Source organism: Burkholderia pseudomultivorans, from assembly GCF_902499075.1.
GTDB lineage: Bacteria > Pseudomonadota > Gammaproteobacteria > Burkholderiales > Burkholderiaceae > Burkholderia > Burkholderia pseudomultivorans.
Window position 1 is genome coordinate 1 of the sequence record NZ_CABVPP010000095.1, and the last position, 17,188, is coordinate 17,188.

At 68.8% G+C, this 17,188-nt stretch carries 15 protein-coding genes and 1 pseudogene; 9 read left to right on the forward strand and 7 right to left on the reverse strand.

The window, feature by feature from the left end:
• The 3 genes and pseudogenes from BST28156_RS33200 to BST28156_RS33210 form a co-directional block, all read right to left on the reverse strand.
• Positions 1–377: pseudogene (locus BST28156_RS33200) on the reverse strand (energy transducer TonB); the annotation flags it as partial.
• A gap of 33 nt (positions 378–410) precedes the next feature.
• The gene (locus tag BST28156_RS33205; protein ID WP_174904445.1) at positions 411–1,460 is read right to left on the reverse strand and encodes an ABC transporter substrate-binding protein; all 1,050 of its coding nucleotides are present in this window, start codon (positions 1,458–1,460) and stop codon (positions 411–413) included.
• Between the two features lie 44 nt (positions 1,461–1,504).
• Positions 1,505–2,677, reverse strand: coding sequence for an LLM class flavin-dependent oxidoreductase (locus tag BST28156_RS33210; RefSeq protein WP_174904446.1), 1,173 nt, complete (start codon positions 2,675–2,677; stop codon positions 1,505–1,507).
• Between the two features lie 453 nt (positions 2,678–3,130).
• Between BST28156_RS33210 and BST28156_RS33215 the strand changes: the two genes are divergently transcribed.
• Genes BST28156_RS33215 through BST28156_RS33230 form a run of 4 tightly spaced genes read left to right on the forward strand, consistent with a single transcriptional unit; the run spans position 3,131 to position 6,984 of the window.
• Entirely contained in the window at positions 3,131–4,207 is a 1,077-nt protein-coding gene (locus tag BST28156_RS33215) for an ABC transporter substrate-binding protein (RefSeq protein WP_174904447.1), read from the forward strand.
• 34 nt (positions 4,208–4,241) lie between these two features.
• On the forward strand, positions 4,242–5,348 hold the full coding sequence (locus tag BST28156_RS33220; protein ID WP_174904448.1) for a PhnD/SsuA/transferrin family substrate-binding protein: 1,107 nt from the start codon (positions 4,242–4,244) through the stop codon (positions 5,346–5,348).
• On the forward strand, positions 5,348–6,163 hold the full coding sequence (locus BST28156_RS33225) for an ABC transporter permease (protein WP_174904449.1): 816 nt from the start codon (positions 5,348–5,350) through the stop codon (positions 6,161–6,163). The genes BST28156_RS33220 and BST28156_RS33225 overlap by 1 nt, the downstream gene beginning before the upstream one ends.
• Before the next feature lie 32 nt (positions 6,164–6,195).
• Positions 6,196–6,984: an ABC transporter permease gene (locus tag BST28156_RS33230; protein ID WP_174904450.1), complete on the forward strand. Its 789-nt coding sequence runs from the start codon at positions 6,196–6,198 to the stop codon at positions 6,982–6,984.
• 4 nt (positions 6,985–6,988) lie between these two features.
• On the opposite strand, the gene BST28156_RS33235 is transcribed toward BST28156_RS33230, so the two are convergent.
• Together BST28156_RS33235 and BST28156_RS33240 are read right to left on the reverse strand one after the other, a co-directional pair.
• Positions 6,989–8,107: a sigma-54 interaction domain-containing protein gene (locus BST28156_RS33235; RefSeq protein WP_174904451.1), complete on the reverse strand. Its 1,119-nt coding sequence runs from the start codon at positions 8,105–8,107 to the stop codon at positions 6,989–6,991.
• Between the two features lie 127 nt (positions 8,108–8,234).
• On the reverse strand, positions 8,235–8,915 hold the full coding sequence (locus BST28156_RS33240) for a class II aldolase/adducin family protein (RefSeq protein WP_174904452.1): 681 nt from the start codon (positions 8,913–8,915) through the stop codon (positions 8,235–8,237).
• Positions 8,916–9,289: 374 nt separating this feature from the next.
• Between BST28156_RS33240 and BST28156_RS33245 the strand changes: the two genes are divergently transcribed.
• The 3 genes from BST28156_RS33245 to groL all read left to right on the forward strand — a co-directional run bounded on the left by BST28156_RS33245 (position 9,290) and on the right by groL (position 12,672).
• Complete coding sequence (locus BST28156_RS33245) at positions 9,290–10,576, forward strand: alpha/beta fold hydrolase (protein WP_174904453.1); 1,287 nt, start codon at positions 9,290–9,292, stop codon at positions 10,574–10,576.
• Between the two features lie 152 nt (positions 10,577–10,728).
• The gene (locus tag BST28156_RS33250) at positions 10,729–11,019 is read left to right on the forward strand and encodes a co-chaperone GroES (RefSeq protein ID WP_174904454.1); all 291 of its coding nucleotides are present in this window, start codon (positions 10,729–10,731) and stop codon (positions 11,017–11,019) included.
• A 12-nt stretch (positions 11,020–11,031) separates the two neighbouring features.
• Entirely contained in the window at positions 11,032–12,672 is a 1,641-nt protein-coding gene (groL, locus tag BST28156_RS33255) for a chaperonin GroEL (protein WP_060247567.1), read from the forward strand.
• Positions 12,673–12,775: 103 nt separating this feature from the next.
• On the opposite strand, the gene BST28156_RS33260 is transcribed toward groL, so the two are convergent.
• Complete coding sequence (locus BST28156_RS33260; protein ID WP_174904455.1) at positions 12,776–13,924, reverse strand: porin; 1,149 nt, start codon at positions 13,922–13,924, stop codon at positions 12,776–12,778.
• 229 nt (positions 13,925–14,153) lie between these two features.
• Here BST28156_RS33260 and BST28156_RS33265 point away from each other — a divergent pair, with 229 nt between their 5' ends.
• Together BST28156_RS33265 and BST28156_RS33270 are read left to right on the forward strand one after the other, a co-directional pair.
• Entirely contained in the window at positions 14,154–14,768 is a 615-nt protein-coding gene (locus BST28156_RS33265) for a LysE family transporter (RefSeq protein ID WP_060247570.1), read from the forward strand.
• A gap of 109 nt (positions 14,769–14,877) precedes the next feature.
• On the forward strand, positions 14,878–15,309 hold the full coding sequence (locus tag BST28156_RS33270; RefSeq protein WP_174904456.1) for an NUDIX hydrolase: 432 nt from the start codon (positions 14,878–14,880) through the stop codon (positions 15,307–15,309).
• A gap of 73 nt (positions 15,310–15,382) precedes the next feature.
• Here the strand turns inward: BST28156_RS33270 and BST28156_RS33275 are convergent.
• Positions 15,383–17,188: family 2A encapsulin nanocompartment cargo protein cysteine desulfurase (locus tag BST28156_RS33275; protein WP_174904457.1), on the reverse strand; the 1,806-nt coding region annotated here is incomplete at its 5' end.

Below are 17,188 nucleotides of genomic sequence, written 5' to 3' on the forward strand. Positions count from 1 at the left end.
TGAGCCACGTGCGGCTTCGGCGTCGGCGCCTGCTTCAGCGGCTTCGGGGGCACGACCGGCGGCGGATGCGCAGCCTGCGGCAATGGCTCGGGCGGCCGCGTCAGTTCGACCGTCATCGGCAGCGGGCGCGGCGGCTGCACGGCCGGCGTGGCCGGCGCGCGCGCCGCCAGCAGCGCAACGCCCGCATGCAACGCGGCGACCGCGAGCGCCGCTGCGACCGCGTCGCGCCATCCGTTGTTCGATGCGCGCCGCGTGTCGGCCGGCGCGGGCGGCAGCGGCAACGGCGGTCGCGCCGCGAGCGGCGGCGCTGCGCGCACCGCCCGTGCCGCGTATCGGCGCGCATGCAGCGCGCCGTAACGGATCGTGAGTCCTGTCATGTTCGACTCCTTGCAATGGCGCCTGGCGGCGCGCTACGCGACCCACGCGTGGCGATGCCGGTCGATCCGCGTGAACGGCTCCGGATCGATCCATGCGCGCGCGTCGAAATCCCGTTCGAGAAAGTCCCATTCGACGAGAAAATCCTTGAACGCGACCAGTCCGTCGATCGACGCCGGCGCGAGCCCCGTCTCCAGATGCCGGTGCACGTCCGCGCCGTACGCATAACGGACCCACTCGTCGGACGCACGCGTTTCGCGGCCGATATACGCGACCGTCTCGGCCGGATGGCGCGCAGCCCAGTCGCCCGCGCCGACCACGACCGACAGGAAGCGGCTCACGAGATCGGGGCGCGCGTCGATCAGCGCGCGATCGACGGTCAGCGTGCGCGGCGTGCCGTTGCCGATCCGCACCAGCGGATCCGGATGCGCGCCGAGATCGATCACGACCTGGGCATCGATCAGGTGCACGGTTTCCAGTCCCGCCACGCCCTTCACGAACACCGCGTCGACTTCGCCGCGCATCAGCGCCGCGATTTCGAGCCCGTATTCGTGCGGTCCGCGCAGGAACGATGCGCGGCCCGTGCGTGCGCCGGACGCGAGTTCGGGCAGGTCGACCCATTCCGCGTCGCCGTGGCCGAGCCCTTCCAGTTCGAGCGCGCTAAGAAAGCCTTTCAGCGCAGCCGCGCGCCAGAAGTCGATGCTGATCGCGTGCCGCGGCAGGCCGAGCCGTCGCCCGCGCAGGTCGCGCGCAGTGCGGATGCCGCGCTCGGGCAGCGTGACGATCGCCTGGAATTCGTTGGTCCACGACAGGCCGATCACGCGTGTGTCGGCGCCGCGTGCCCGCGCCCACAGCGCGGGAATGTTGCCGCCCTGCCGGAACGAGTGCGGCAGGCTGTGATCGAAGTGCGATTCGCGCTTGTCGGCGTCTGCCGTCTCCTGCAGCGAATGCAGTGCGATGCCGTCGGGTCCGAACTCCTCGTCGAACCAGCCGCGATGCACGGCGATGCCGAGCGCGGTCGGCACCGGGCAGCGCGTATACCAGAGTGCGTCGCAGGCGGCCGCCTGCGCTGCGTATGTCGTCATTGTGTTTGTCCCGATCGTTGAAACGCGGTGCGCATCGCGCCCGCTCATGCGCCGGCGACGCGCAGCGCCGCCTGCGTGCTGCGCGCGTTCAGCGCGCCGTCGACGAGCGGCAGCACTTCCTCGCCGACGCGATACGCCTCCTCGAGATGCGGATTGCTCGCGAGAATGAAGGTCGACACGCCGATGTCGACGTATTCCGCGAGCCGCTCGGCCACCTGCTCGTGGCTGCCGACGATCACGCAACCAGGGCCGCCGCGGATCTGCGACATGCCGGCCCACAGGTTCGGTCCGACGATCAGGTCGTCGAAATGCTGCGTGTTGCCCTGGTGCAGCGCGAACTGGCGTTTCGCGCCCACCGATTCCGACGCATCGCCGCGCGCGCCGAAGCCGTCGCGCGTCGACGCACTGACGGTCCCGAACATCTGCCGCAACTCGGCCCACGCCTGCTCCTCGGTCTCGCGCGCGAGAATGTCGATGCGCATCCCGAAGCGCAGGTCGCGCTCGGCGTTCTGCCGGTCGAGCGCGCGACGCGCGGCGTCGATCACCTCCTTCTGCTTCGCGAGCGGTTCGCCCCAGCTCAGGTGCACGTCGCCGTGCTTCGCCGCGACCGCGAGCGCCGCGTCGCTCGCGCCGGCCAGGTAGATGCGCGGCGGCTTCTGCCCGCTCAGCGGCGGCAGCAGGCCGCCCGCTTCGACGCGATAGAAGCGGCCGTCGTACGTGAATGGCGCGCCGGCCGACACGCCGCGCACGACGTCGAGGAATTCGTCGGTTCGCGCATAGCGGCTGTCGTGATCGATGAAGTCCCCGTAGGCACGCTGGTCCGGCCCGCCGCCGCCGGTGACGACGTTCCACTCGACGCGCCCGCGGCTGACCCGCTGCAGGCTCGCGGCCATCTGCGCCGCATAGACCGGATGCACGAAATGCGGCTGCAGCGCGATCAGCAAGCGCAGCCGGCGCGTCTCGCGCGCCAGCGCGGCCGCGACGACCCACGGCTCCTCGGTGAAGCGGAAGATCGGAATCAGCGCGCCGTGAAAGCCGGCGATATCGGCCGCGCGCGCAACCTGCGACAGATAGTCGATATAGCCGAATGCATCGTCGTCGAGCTTCGGCGCGACGCGCGACGCGCGCTGGCGATTCCACTCGCCGCGCGTATGCAGGTCATGGGCGCGCCTGCCGTCGCCGTGCATCGGCAGCCGCCACAGAAATTCAACAGCCATCGGGGTTCTCCTTGTCGGCCGGTTCGGATGCGTGCGGCACCGGCGTGCCGCGCGTGTTCGCCGCTGTTAAGCACGCGGTGTGCCAAGCGTCGTCGCGCGGTGTGCGCCGGGGTGCCGCTCAGGGCGCGTGACGCCTTGCTCCATGCGGCTGTGCGCGGATCGTCCGAGATGCGGCGAACCTGGCGACACGCCCGTCGTCCGGCTTCGCGTCGCGCTGCTGCATACGCAGCGCCGGTGCTGCGCGTGCAACAGCCGGCCACGCGACTGTTGCTGGCGCAACACCCGCGTTACCAGCCCGCGCGACATCGCGCACCGGCATGCCGCGCCGCGCGGGCGATCGCGCGACGACGCAGCCGCTGGCCCGGAATTTGCAATGTCCTGATCGGCCCGCGCGTGCGACATCGTGCGCTGCGGCGCTTCGACCATGCATTGCCCAGAGAGGGAATCTCACACATGACAGACAGGCCCGATTCGTCATCGGACAAGCAGCAGACGTTCTGGTATGCCCGTTCGCCCGTGCCGACGCCGCTCGGCATCGCGGTGCATCTCGGCTGGCTCAACGGCGAGACCTCGGCCGACGGCGTCGCGATCCGCTCGCCGCGCGTCGAGACGCGGCTCGACGTGTCGTCGATCAGCGATCACACGCTCGCGCAATCGTTTCGCCAAGGCGGCAGCATCCCCGCGATGTGGGCGCGCTCGAACGCCGCGAACACGCGCGTGATCGGGCTGTCGTGGGTCGACGAGTCGCAGCTGATCCTCGCACGGCCCGAGTCCGGCATCCGCTCGGTGAAGGCGCTGCGCGGCCGACGCGTCGCGCTACCAAGCCGGCCCGACGACCGCATCGACATCTTTCGCGCATCGGCGCTGCGCGGCATCGTCAATGCACTGAGCCTCGAAGGACTGACCACGCGCGACGTCGAATTGGTCGACGTACGCGCCCGCACGCTGCAGGCCGTGAGCCCGGCGCGCGCCGCCAGCCTGTTCGCATCGCCGCACGGTTTCTCGAGCCGCGCGCTGTATGCGTCCGAAGCCGGCGCGCTGCTGCGCGGCGAAGTCGACGCGATCTACGTAAAAGGATCGACCGGCCTCGAGATCGCGCAACTGATCGGTGCGCACGTCGTGATCGACATCGGCTTCCATCCGGAGCGCGCGATCCGCAACAACAACGGCACGCCGCGCCCGCTGACCGTCAACGCGAACGTGCTCGCGAACCACCCGGACATCGTCGCCGGCTTCCTGAAGCTCGTCGTCGCGGCCGGCGACTGGGCGCGCACGCATCCGGACGAAACCGCGCACTACGTGGCCGGCGAAACCGCGTCGTCGATCGACTGGGTGCGCGCCGCATACGGCAACCAGCTTCACCGGCATCTCGGCGTCAATCTCGACGACGAATCGATCGCCGCGCTCGACGACTTCAAGACCTTCCTGCACGACTGGGGCTTTCTCGAAGCGGACTTCGACGTCGCCGACTGGATCGATCCGCGCCCGCTCGCCGACGTCTTGCAGCCGTCGCTGAAAAGGCGCGCGTGAGCGCCGCCCGTTCCCGCCACTCATTCCGGACATCATGAAATACACGCTCCCCCTCGCCACGCCGCGCCGCCTGCTGCGCGCGCTGCTCGTCGCGCTGCCGGTGGCCGCGACCTCGCTCGCCGCGCCGTCCGTGCGCGCCGACGACGCACCGAAGGTCGTGCGAATCGCCGTCGTCGCCTATTCGAGCGGCGGCAAGACGCAATACGCCGGCGCGTCCGCGCTGATCGACGCCGACAAGTCGCTCGAGAAGGCGCTCGCCGCGCGGCACGTGAAGCTGCAATGGGTACCCGTGTCGACCGCCGCGGTCGGCACGCTCGTCAACGAGGCATTCACCAACGGCAGCATCGATTTCGCCGGCTACGGCGACCTGCCGTCGGTCGTCGTCAACGCGTCGGGCACGCATACGCGGCTGGTCGTGCCGGGCGGCGTCGGCAGCAACACGTATCTGGTCGTGCCGGCCGGCTCGACCGCGAAATCGATCGCCGACCTGAAGGGCAAGCGCATCGCGCTCAATCGCGGCCGACCGTGGGAAGTCACGTTCGGCAAGCTGCTCGCCGCGAACGGCCTGAAACTGTCCGACTTCCGGATCTACAACCTCGATCCGCAGGCCGGCGCGGCGGCGGTCGCAGCCGGTCGCGTCGACGGGTTCTTTACGCTGTCCGACGCGTATTCGCTGGTCGACAAGAACGTCGGCAAGATCATCTGGTCGACCAAGACCGCGCCCGACGACTGGAAGATGCGCGCCGAGCTATGGGCGTCCGACGACTTCGTGCGGCGCTACCCCGACATCACGCAGCTCGTCGCAACCGCATACGTGCGGGCCGCGCACTGGATCTCGCAGCCGCAGAACCGCGATGCGTACGTGAAGATCCTGAGCGCGTCGGGCCAGCCGGAAAACGTCGTGCGGCGCGAGTACGCCGACGAAGCGACGCCGTGGAAGGAGCAATGGACGCCGCTGTTCACGCCCGCGCTGACCGACCACTACCGCGACGTGATCGCCTACAGCCGGCAAGCCGGGCTGACGTCGACGCCGGTCGACGTGAATGCGCTGCTCGCGCCGCGCTTCGTGTCGACCGCGCTCAGGCAGCTCGGCCTCGACGGTTACTGGCGCGCCGACGCATCGCGCGTCGCGAGCCGCTGATGACGATGCACGCACCCACCTCGAACGCCCCGCGCACGGCGCGCCCGTTCGCCATCGCGCGGATCGGCGCACAGGCACTGTGGTGGGCGACGCCCGCCGCGTTCGCCGCGCTGTGGTGGCTCGCCAGCGCGCAGCGCTGGTTCCCGCCCCAACTCGTCGTGCCGCCCGAACGCATCGCATCGACGCTGCTCGTGCTGATCGAAACCGGCGAACTGCGCGATAACCTGCTGATCACGCTGCACCGGCTCGCGCTCGGCTTCGCGATCGGCGCGACGAGCGGCGCCGCCTTCGGCATCCTGCTCGCGTCGAGCCGGCTGTTCTCCGACTATCTGCGGCCGACCTTCGACCTGCTGCGTCAGGTGCCGACGCTCACGCTGATTCCGCTGCTGGTCGTGCTGATCGGTGTCGACGAGCCGCTGAAGCTCGTCGTCGTCGGCAAGGCGGTGTTCTTTCCGGTCGCGCTGGCCGCCTTCGCGGGCGTGCACGGCACGCCGCGCGATCTCGTCGAAATGGCCCGCCACTATGGCGTCGGCCGCTTCGCGCTGCTGCGCGACGTGTTGCTGCCCGCCGCGCTGCCGCCGCTGCTCACGGGCATCCGGATCGCCCTCGCGCGCGCCTGGCTCGCGCTCGTCGCCGTCGAATTGCTGAGCGCGGACAGCGGAATCGGACAGATGATGGAACTCGCGCGGCAGATGCTGCGGCTCGACGTCGTGCTGGTCGATGTCGCGGTAATCGGGCTGATCGGCTTCGCGCTCGACCGTTCGATCGCACTCGTGCAACGGCATGCGCTGCGCTGGCAGGCGCCGGCGCGATGACTCATGCGTTATCCATTCAAGCGAGTTTCACGATGAACGCCCTCACCCGACGAATTCCGCTCGCCGCGTGGCGCCGCCAGTTGCGCGGCTGCGTCGTTCCCGCCGCGCTGGTCGCCGCATGGCAATTCGCATCGCACGGCGACGCGGCCCATCAGTACGCGTTCGTGCCGCTGCAGCAGGTCGGCAGCGCACTGTTCGAACTCGCGCGCAGCGGCGAACTCGCGACCGATCTCGGCGCGAGCCTGCGCCGCACGACGCTCGGGCTCGCCATCGGTATCGCGGCCGGGCTCGCGCTCGGCGCGGCGATGGCGCGCTCGACGCTCGCACGCAAGCTGTGCGAGCCGGCGTTCCAGGCGCTGCGCTACGTGCCGCTGCTCGGGCTGATTCCGCTGCTCAGCCTGTGGGCCGGCACTGGCGAATTCGCGAAGGTCTTCATCGTCGCGCTCGCCGCGTTCTATCCGATGACGACGGCGAGCTTCGACGGCTTGAGCCGCGTCGATCCGCGCTATGTCGAACTCGCGCAGTCGTACCGGCTGACGCGCGTGGGCCTGTGGCGCGACGTGCTGATTCCCGGCGCACTGCCCGACCTGTTCACCGGCGTGCTGCAGGCCGTGCCGTTCGCGTGGATCACCGCGACGAGCAGCGAGCTGCTGTTCAATGCGGGCGCCGGTGTCGGCAACCTGATGCAGAACGCACAGGCCGGCGCGCGCGCCGACGTGCTGCTCGTCTGCGTGCTCGGCGTGACCGCGCTGGCGGCTGGCATGAGCATGCTGTGCGAGCGGATCGCGCGGCGCGCGATGCGCTGGCGCGATCACGCGTGACGGGTCACGCCTGACGGCTGAGCCGCGTGTCGGCATCGCTGGCGTCGCGCGGCTTCAGGATGCCGAGCTGCGCGAGCCGCGCGCGCACGATGTTGCGCGACTGGTCGAGCAGGCGCGACATGCGCAGCTGGTTGTGTTCGCTGTAGTCGAACACGCAGCGATAGACGGTGTCCTCGATGTGCTGCCACAGGTTCGGCGCGCCGAGGTCGAGCAGTTCGATCACCGCATTGCGCAGCGCATCGGTCGCTTCTGCGACATCGCGCGCGCGACGCGGCAGCACCGCCGCCGCGCTGCCTGCGCCGGCGGCGTCCGGTGCGAGCGACAGCGCGGAAAACTGCAGGTCGCCAACATCGATCGCGCCACCCGCGCAGATCAGCACCGCGTGATGGATCACGTTCTCGAGTTCGCGGATATTGCCGGGCCACGCATGTGCGTGCAGCCGCGCGCGTGCGGCGTCGGTCAGCACGGGCGCCGCGACGCGCAGCCGCTTCGCATACGCATCGACGAAATGGTCGATCAGCGGCGCGATGTCGCCGGGCCGCTCGCGCAACGGCAGCAGACTCAGCTTCACGACGTTGAGGCGGTAGTAGAGATCCTCGCGGAAATTGCCCGCGCGCACCGCCGCTTCGAGATTCACGTTGGTTGCTGCGACGAGCCGCACGTCGATCTTCACGGTCTTGCGCGAGCCGACCGGCGTCACTTCGCGTTCCTGCAGCACGCGCAGCAGCTTCACCTGCGCGGACAGCGGCAGGTCGCCCACTTCGTCGAGAAACAGCGTGCCGCGATTCGCCGACTCGAACCAGCCCGGCTGGCTGTTGATCGCGCCGGTGAACGCCCCGCGCTCGTGACCGAACAGTTCGCTCTCGATCAGCGTTTCGGAGAACGCACCGCAGTTGACCGCGACGAACGGGCCGTCGCACCGCTCGCTCAGCGAATGCACGAGACGCGCGATCAGCTCCTTGCCGGTGCCGCTCTCGCCGGTGACGAGCACGGTGGCGTCGCTCGGCGCGACGAGATGGATGCGTTCGAGCAGGACACGCGATTTGGGGTCGTCGAACGTCAGGGCCTTCGCACGAATCGTGATCGCGTGCGAAGTCGGGTCCGGCAAACTGAAGATGGCCATGGCACGACCGGCGTGATGAACGGGGAAGCCCGACGATAGCAAGACGCGCGCCGGGGACGAACCAATTCATCGAGCTATCGGTATGACACAGGCCGGATTGCGTCGCGCATCCGGCCTGCGTGTCGCGTCAGGCGAGGCCCGTCATCTTCCACTGCTGCTCCAGCGCGCCCGGGCCGAATTCGCGCGACCCGCCGAGCGGCTCCGCGAGCGCCTGGAAATATGCGGCTTCCTCGAGGATCAGGATGTACTTCGACACGTCGACGATCGACTTGCCCCAGAACGTCGCGCCGCCGTTCGCCTCGAGGATCGCCGGCACCTGCGGATCGCGGCGGATCGTATCGACGATGAAGCGCGGCTCGCCGGGCCGGCGATCGATGTAGATCGGAATCTCGCGCGCCCGCGTATGGCGCGCGGCCGGCGCATAGCGGATCGGCAGCGCCCGGTGCGCGCTCGCCCATGCGCCGAGATACGGGCCGTGCACGTGGATCACGACGTCGACTTCCGGCGCCTCGCGGAACACGTCCGCGTAGCGCGGCCCGTTGCCGCCCGCGCGCGCGTCGCCGTGCAGCACGTCGCCGTCGAAGGTGACGACGACCGGCTGGATTTCCTGCGATGCCGCCCATGGGCTCGGCGCCGACAAGGCGACCACGAGATCCGTGCCCGGCACGCGCTGGAACGCCTGGAACGTGTTGGTCGCGGACAGCGTGCGCGTGTCCTTCAGCACGCACACGGCCTGCGCGAATTCGCGCGTCGCGCGTTCGACGAAGGCAACGAGTTCGCCGCTGTCGATGGTCGAGGTAACTGACATGGATGCGGATTCCTTTTTCGGTTGAACGAATCGTGCCGCCGGATGACGGCATGCCGCGAACGAATCAGCAGCAATCGTGCCAGCAGCGATGCATGCGTATCGAACGCGCGGTCAGCGCCGTGCACGCGGGCACGTTGCGCAGCGAAGCGGACGATCCGCAGCCATTCGCTGCTGCGACAGCAACAGCGTGCGGCCTGCATTGCTGCACGCGACACAGTGCACGCATCGGTGGCGGCCCCGCCGATCGCACGACGCACGGCAAGGACTGGACGCGACACGCTGGTTCGAATCTTGCGTTGCGCTCCATTCGCTTGTTGCGGCCCGCTTCACGACGGTCCGCGAATTCCGTACCGACTTTTCTCGATCCGATCGACATGACTCTCTTTCCCCTGCGCGGCAACGTCGCGCGCACGTTGCTGGTTTCCGCCCTGGCCGCTTCGTCCTTCGCATCGCTCGCCGCTCCTGCAGCCCGCGTACCGGCGCCCGATCCGCTGCAAGGCGACGGCCGCGTCTCCGCGTTCTATACGTGGGATCGCGACATTCCGGCCACGCCCGGCACACTGCTGCGCAGCGAGCCGCTGCCCGCGACGCTCGGTCTCGCGAGCGCCGCGCGACAGCTGCGCATCCTGTATTCGTCGACCGACGGCGTGGGCGGCCGCACGCCGATCGCGGTGTCCGGCGCGCTGTTCGTGCCACGCGGCACGCCGCCCGCCGGCGGCTGGCCGATCGTCGCGTGGGCACACGGCACGTTCGGGATGGCCGACATCTGCGCGCCGTCGTGGTTCGGCCGCTCGTATCGCGACGTGCGCTACCTGAACGCATGGCTGCAACAGGGATTCGCGGTCGTCGCGACCGATTACCAGGGGCTCGGCACGCCGGGCCCGAATCCGCAGCTCAACAACCGCTCGAACAGCTACACGCTGCTCGACAGCGTGCGCGCGGTGCTGCGCGGCGTGCCGGGCCTCGCGAACGAGATCGTGCTCGTCGGCCAGTCGCAGGGCGGCTCTGCCGTGTTCGCCGCAGCCGGCTATGCGCGCGACTACGCGCCCGAACTCGCGGTGCGCGCGACCGTCGCGACCGGCACGATCTACAACGCGTCGCGCGACACGCTCGCGTCGCTGCCGAAGTTCGACACCGCGTATCGGCGCGACCCCGAGCGCGTCGACCCAACGCTGGCCTATCAGTTCTACTCGGTCCTGTCCGCGCAGCAGATCGATCCGGCGCTGCGCGCAGACGAAGTGCTGACGGAGCGCGCGCTGCCGCTTCTCGAACAGGCGCGCGTCAGTTGCCTCGCGTCGCTCGAGGACGACGCCGCACTCGCCCGTCTCACACACGCGAACACCGTAAGGCCCGGCGGCGAGGCGCGCTTGCAGGCATGGTGGGACGCCTACCTGAAGTACCCGACGCTGAAGATCGATACGCCCGTGTTCATCGGCGCGGGCGCGGACGACGGCCTCGCACCGCTCGAACTCGCGCTCGCCAGCGACGCGTGTGCGGCCGGCACGACGGTCGAAGCGCACCTCTATGCGGGCCGCGATCACAACGGCACCGTCAACGCCTCGCTCGCCGATTCGATTCCGTTCGTGAAGCGCGTGCTCGCCGGCGAGAAAATCCGGCCGGTCTGCACGCCCGCGCCGCAACCACCGTCCGCATCGCAATAGCCGCGACGACGCCTTGCGCGAATCGCGCCTATGCGCGCCCACGCAAATGCTTTTCGGAATCCGTTATTGGATTGCGCCGTCGCGCGTTTTTATACTCGTCAGCACTCTCCACTCAAGAGTGCCAATCCAACTCGACAGCACAGGAACGACAGATGAGCCTACGCCCCTTGCATGACCGGGTCATCGTGAAGCGACTCGACCAGGAAACCACCACCGCGTCGGGCATCGTGATCCCCGACAGCGCCGCGGAAAAGCCCGACCAGGGCGAAGTGATCGCAGTCGGCCCCGGCCGCCGCGACACCGACGGCCAGCGCATCGCGCCCGACCTGAAGGTCGGCGAACGCGTGCTGTTCGGCAAATATGCGGGCCAGCCGGTCAAGGTGGACGGTGTCGAACTCCTCGTGCTGCGCGAGGAAGACATCGTCGCCGTCGTCAATCAATAACGGAGCACAATCATGGCAGCCAAGGAAATCATCTTCAGCGACGTCGCGCGCGCAAAGCTGACCGAAGGCGTGAACATTCTCGCCAACGCGGTGAAGGTCACGCTGGGTCCGAAGGGCCGCAACGTGGTGCTCGAACGCAGCTTCGGCGCGCCCGTCGTCACGAAGGACGGCGTGTCGGTCGCGAAGGAAATCGAACTCGCCGACAAGCTGCAGAACATCGGCGCGCAGCTCGTGAAGGAAGTCGCGTCGCGCACCAGCGACGCGGCCGGCGACGGCACGACGACGGCCACCGTGCTCGCGCAGGCGATCGTGCGCGAAGGCCAGAAGTACGTCGCGGCCGGACTCAATCCGCTCGACCTGAAGCGCGGCATCGACAAGGCCGTCGCGTCGGCCGTCGACGAGCTGAAGAAGATCAGCAAGCCGACCACGACGAGCAAGGAAATCGCGCAGGTCGCGACGATCTCGGCGAACGGCGAGGAATCGATCGGCCAGCGCATCGCGGAAGCGATCGACCGCGTCGGCAAGGAAGGCGTGATCACCGTCGAGGACGGCAAGTCGCTCGCCGACGAGCTCGACGTCGTCGAAGGGCTGCAATTCGATCGCGGCTATCTGTCGCCGTACTTCATCAACAATCCCGACAAGCAGATCGCCGAGATCGAGAATCCGTACATCCTGCTGCACGACAAGAAGATCGCGAACATCCGCGACCTGCTGCCCGTGCTCGAACAGGTCGCGAAGTCGGGCCGGCCGCTGCTGATCATCGCGGAAGACGTCGAGGGCGAGGCGCTTGCGACGCTCGTCGTCAACAACATTCGCGGGATCCTGAAGACGGTCGCCGTGAAGGCGCCGGGCTTCGGCGACCGCCGCAAGGCGCTGCTCGAGGACATCGCGATCCTGACCGGCGGCCAGGTCATCGCGGAAGAAACCGGCCTGACGCTCGAGAAGGCGACGCTGGCCGAGCTCGGCCAGGCGAAGCGCATCGAGGTCGGCAAGGAAAACACGACCGTGATCGACGGCGCGGGCGACGCGAAGAACATCGAGGCGCGCGTGAAGCAGATTCGCGTGCAGATCGAAGAAGCGACGTCGGACTACGACCGCGAAAAACTGCAGGAGCGCGTCGCGAAACTGGCCGGCGGTGTGGCAGTGATCAAGGTCGGCGGCGCGACCGAGATCGAGGTCAAGGAAAAGAAGGACCGCGTCGACGACGCGCTGCATGCGACGCGTGCGGCCGTCGAGGAAGGCATCGTGCCGGGCGGCGGCGTCGCGCTGATCCGCGTGCGGCAGGCGATCCGCGAGCTGAAGGGCGCCAACGCCGATCAGGATGCGGGCATCAAGATCGTGCTGCGCGCGCTCGAGGAACCGCTGCGCCAGATCGTCGCGAACGCGGGCGAGGAATCGAGCGTGGTCGTCGCGAAGGTCGCGGAAGGCTCGGGCAACTTCGGCTACAACGCGCAGACGGGCGAATACGGCGACCTCGTCGAATCGGGCGTGCTCGACCCGACCAAGGTCACGCGCACCGCGCTGCAAAACGCGGCATCGGTCGCCGGGCTGCTGCTGACGACCGACGCAACCGTGTTCGAAGCGCCGAAGGACGCGGCGCCGGCTGCCGCGCCGGGCGGCCCGGGCGCGGGCGGGCCGGGCTTCGATTTCTGATGCCTGCCTGTGTGGCCGCCCGGAAACGGACGGCCACGCTCCGACGCGAGACGCGTGGCGGCGCTGGCCGACACGCGTTTTTTTTGCTCCGCGCGAACCGTCGTCAGAACATCTGACGCAGGCCAATCGCCGCGCCGACGCTGTGGGTCCTGCCGATCTGGTCGACCTTGCCCGTGAGCGGATCAGTCGCGCCCGGATAGTCGGCGGCAAACGCGCCGTTGCCGCGCGCGAAATCGACCGTGCCGTACACCTCGGTGTGCTTCGATAGCGCATATTCGGCCAGCACGGTCGCCGAGTAGTTGATCCCCGCACCGAGCGTGCCGTCGAGCCGTTCCGCGTTGCGCGCGCGGCCGTAATAGCCGGCCACCGTGATCAGCAGCGGCGCGGTGGCCTGCCAGTTCGCGCCGACGTAGAACGTATCGTCGATGCGGTTCGGACTGCCGCCGCTCAGCGCGGGTGCGCCGGCCTGCTGCATGTTGAAGTCGGTCGTGCCGGTCCTGTCCTGGCCGTGCAGCCAGCCGGCCAGCACGCGCACCGACGGCGTGATCCGGTACGCGCCGCTCACGTGCAGGAAGCTCACCTTCGCGCCGTTGACCGCACTGCCGTTCAGCGACGATACCGACGTCTGCTGGAAGCCCGCGTTGATCGACGCCGGTCCCTGCGCATAAGTCAGTTCCACCCCGTACGTACTGTCGAGCCCCATCGCGCCCGCGTGATTGCCGAAGCCGTAGATCGCATCGACGCTCAGGCCGTTGTACGCGAACGTGTACTTGACCGAGTTCGGCACCGTCAGGTAATTGCCGATGCCGTTGTACGCCCAGCTGTCCTGCCAGTAGTCGCCGACGGTCATCGGATCGAAGATGTCGCCCATCGTGTCGTACAGCGGCGCGTACTGGTTGCCGAACGTCAGCGTGCCGTAGCGGCCGTTCGACAACCCGACATACGCTTGCCGGCTGAACAGCGTGTTCGCGACGTGCAGCTTGCCGTCGCCGGCCTCGAAGCCGTTCTCGAGGCGAAAGATCGCCGACAGCCCGCCGCCGAGATCCTCGCTGCCGCGCAGCCCCCAGCGGCTGTGCGTTTCCGGCCCGACCGTCATGCCGATCATGTCCTTGCCGTCCGGCCCCGCATTGGTCTGGTAGCGGATCGCCGTATCGACGAGGCCGTACAGCGTGACGGAACTCTGCGCGCATGCGGATGATGCAGCAACGGTGGAAATCGCGCCGATCCCGGCGCAAATGACGATGCGTCTCACGAAAGGTCCCCCTGAGCCATTGATTTTGTAAGCAGTACGAAAGCGCCCGCATGCGCGTGGCCCGATGCTGCGGTCGGGAGCATAATCGGTCGCTTCTCCGGAACCTATTGCCCGGTCTGGATTGGACCTTTCCAGCCTCGTCAACAATGGCGCCATCCGTGCGCCGGGGCGGATGGGCCCGGCTGTCCTCGGTTAAGATGAACGTCCGTTCCGTCTCGCCGAGCGCTCCATGCCCGCCTGCCTCGCCACCCTGCTCCCGCTCGCCGGCGTCCTGCTGCTGAGCGTCGCCAGCCCCGGCCCGAACTTCGTGATCGTCACGTCGACCGCCGTCGCATCGCGACGCGCGGGCGTGATGACGAGCATCGGCCTCGCGGCCGCGTCCGGCACCTGGGCGGCGATCGCGATCGCCGGGCTGAGCCTGCTCGTAACCCACGTCGCGTGGGTGCACACCGCGCTGCGGCTCGCGGGCGCCGCCTATCTGATCTGGCTCGGCGCGAAGATGCTCGTGACCGCGCGCCGGCCGCTCGCCGTGTCGGCCGGGACCGCCGGCTCCGACTGGCGCGCGGCGAAGAAAGGCTATGTGGTCAGCATGACGAATCCGAAGGCCGTCGCGTTCTATGGCAGCGTCTTCGCGCTGATGGTGCCGGCCGATGCGCCGATGTGGTTCGCACCCGCCGTCGTCGCGATCGCCGTCGGCATCTCGGCCGCGTGGTATGGCGCGATGGCGCTGCTCGCGTCGCATCCGGCGGTGCGCGGCCTGCTGATCCGGCGCAAGGCCGTGCTCGATACGACGGCCGGGCTGCTGTTGATGGGGCTCGGCGGGAAAATGCTGGCGGGACGGTGAGGGTCGGGCGTCGCGGCGCCGCTCAGGCGGATGCTTATCTGAAATCGTGCTGAAGCGCGGACACCGGCAAATCTATACTGACTGCCTCACTCCCCACTGCGGACCCGGCATGGCATGGCCCACCCCGTTCAGCGGCTCGAAGATCGCGCTGTTCAAGGATCGCGAGATCCTCGTCTATCGGCGCGACGACAAGCCCGACATCCCGTTTCCCGGTCGGTGGGATCTGCCCGGCGGCGGCAGGGAAGGCAGCGAGACGCCGACCGGCTGCGTGCTGCGCGAACTGCATGAGGAATTCGGCATCACGATCCCGACCGACCGGATCCGCTGGTCGAAGGTCTATCCGTCGACGCGGCAGGACGGCCTGCCGCAGTGGTTCTTCGCCGGCTGGCTGAGCGCCGCGGACATCGCCGCGATCCGCTTCGGCAACGAAGGCCAGGAATGGACGCTGATGCATGTCGACGCGTACCTGCGTCTGCCCGACGCGATCGAACACTTGCAGGCGCGCGTAACCGAATATCTGCGCGAATATCTGCGCACCTGAACGCGCCCGACAAAAAAGCCGCTTGCGAACCGTCGCGCACGACGCCCGCAAGCGGCTTGCCGCTGCCGCGCGCTCAACGCCGCGTCGCCAGCCTCCGTACCACACGCACCAGCGCGTCGACCTCGTCGCAGGTGTTGTAGAACGCGAGCGACGGCCGCACCGTCGCCTCGAGCCCGAAGCGTCGCAGGATCGGCTGCGCGCAGTGATGCCCCGAACGCACCGCGATCCCCTCTTCGTTCAGCGCCTGTCCGACCTCCTCGGTCTCGTAGCCCTTCAGCACGAACGACAGCACGCTCGCCTTGTCGCGCGCGGTGCCGACCAGCCGTACGCCCGGCACCGGCGCGAGCACGCTGGTCGCATACGCGAGCAGGTCGTGCTCGTAGCGCGCGATGTTCTCGATGCCGACCCGGCTCACGTAGTCGAGCGCCGCGCCCAACCCTACCGCATCGGCGATGTTGCCGGTGCCGGCCTCGAAGCGGTTCGGCGGCGGCTGGAACACCGTGCGCTCGAACGTGACGTCCGCGATCATGTTGCCGCCGCCCTGCCACGGCGGCATATCGTCGAGGATCGCGCGCTTGCCGTATACGACGCCGATACCCGTCGGCCCGTAGATCTTGTGCCCGGAGAACACGAAGAAATCCGCATCGAGCGCCTGCACGTCCACCCGCATGTGCGAGATCGACTGTGCGCCGTCGACGAGCGCCTTCGCGCCCGCGCGATGCGCAAGCTCGACGATCTCCTTCACCGGCACGACCGTGCCGAGCGCATTCGACACCTGCGTGACCGACACGATCTTCGTGCGATCGTTGAGCAGCTTCCGGTATTCGTCGAGCAGCACCTGCCCCGAATCGTCGACCGGAATCACGCGCAGCTTCGCGCCCTTGAGCGCGGCAAGCTGCTGCCACGGCACGATGTTCGCGTGATGCTCGAGATGCGACACGACGATCTCGTCGCCTTCGCCGACGTTCTGCACGCCCCACGTCTTCGCGATCAGGTTGATCGCCTCGGTCGTACCGCGCACGAACACGATCTCGTCCGGCGACGCGGCGCCGATGAAACGCTGCACGGTTTCCCGCGCATGTTCGTACGCATCGGTCGCGCGACCCGCCAGCGCGTGCGCGGCGCGGTGGATGTTCGAGTTCTCGTGCGCGTAGAAATACGCGAGCCGGTCGATCACGGCCTGCGGCTTGTGCGTCGTCGCCGCGTTGTCGAACCAGACGAGCTGCTTGCCGTTCACGCGCTCCTGCAGAATCGGGAAGTCGCGACGAATCGCGTTCACGTCGAACGGCGGATGCGCGCCGCCGGCCAGCGCATGCGGTTCGGCCGCACGCGCGTCGTCGATGAAGTAGCGCGGCACGTCCGCCCCCGTGGCGCGCGGTGCACCGGAAGCCGGCGCGTCGCGACGCACCGCGAGCAGTTCGCGCAGTGCATCGTCGCCCGGCAGGCCGAACGCTTCCGGCAACGCGAGGCCGCTCGACGGCACGACGATGTCCTGCGGCGTCGCGTGCCAGCCCTGCAACGCACCATCGGTGAAGTAGTACGGCGACGCCTGTCTTGCCGCCTGCTCCGATGCCGCCGCATGCGCCTGCGGCACGCCGAGCGCCGCGCCGCCGACACGCGGTTCGAGCGCAGGCGCGATCGATACGGCATTGTCGGGCAGCCCGTTCTGCGCCGCCGCATGCGGCGCCAGCGCCGGTACGCGATTGCCGAGCGACAGCACATGCGTCGGCGCGGACGGCGCCAGGTTCGTGCCGGCCGCCTTGCCCTGCGGCAGCGCGAGGCCCGGCACGCCGGTGCCCGTGCCGCCCGGCCCCGCGAGCGGCGAACCGGCGGGCGCCGGGTTGCTCGTCGAAGCGAGGATAGGCGCGGCGGCGGGCAG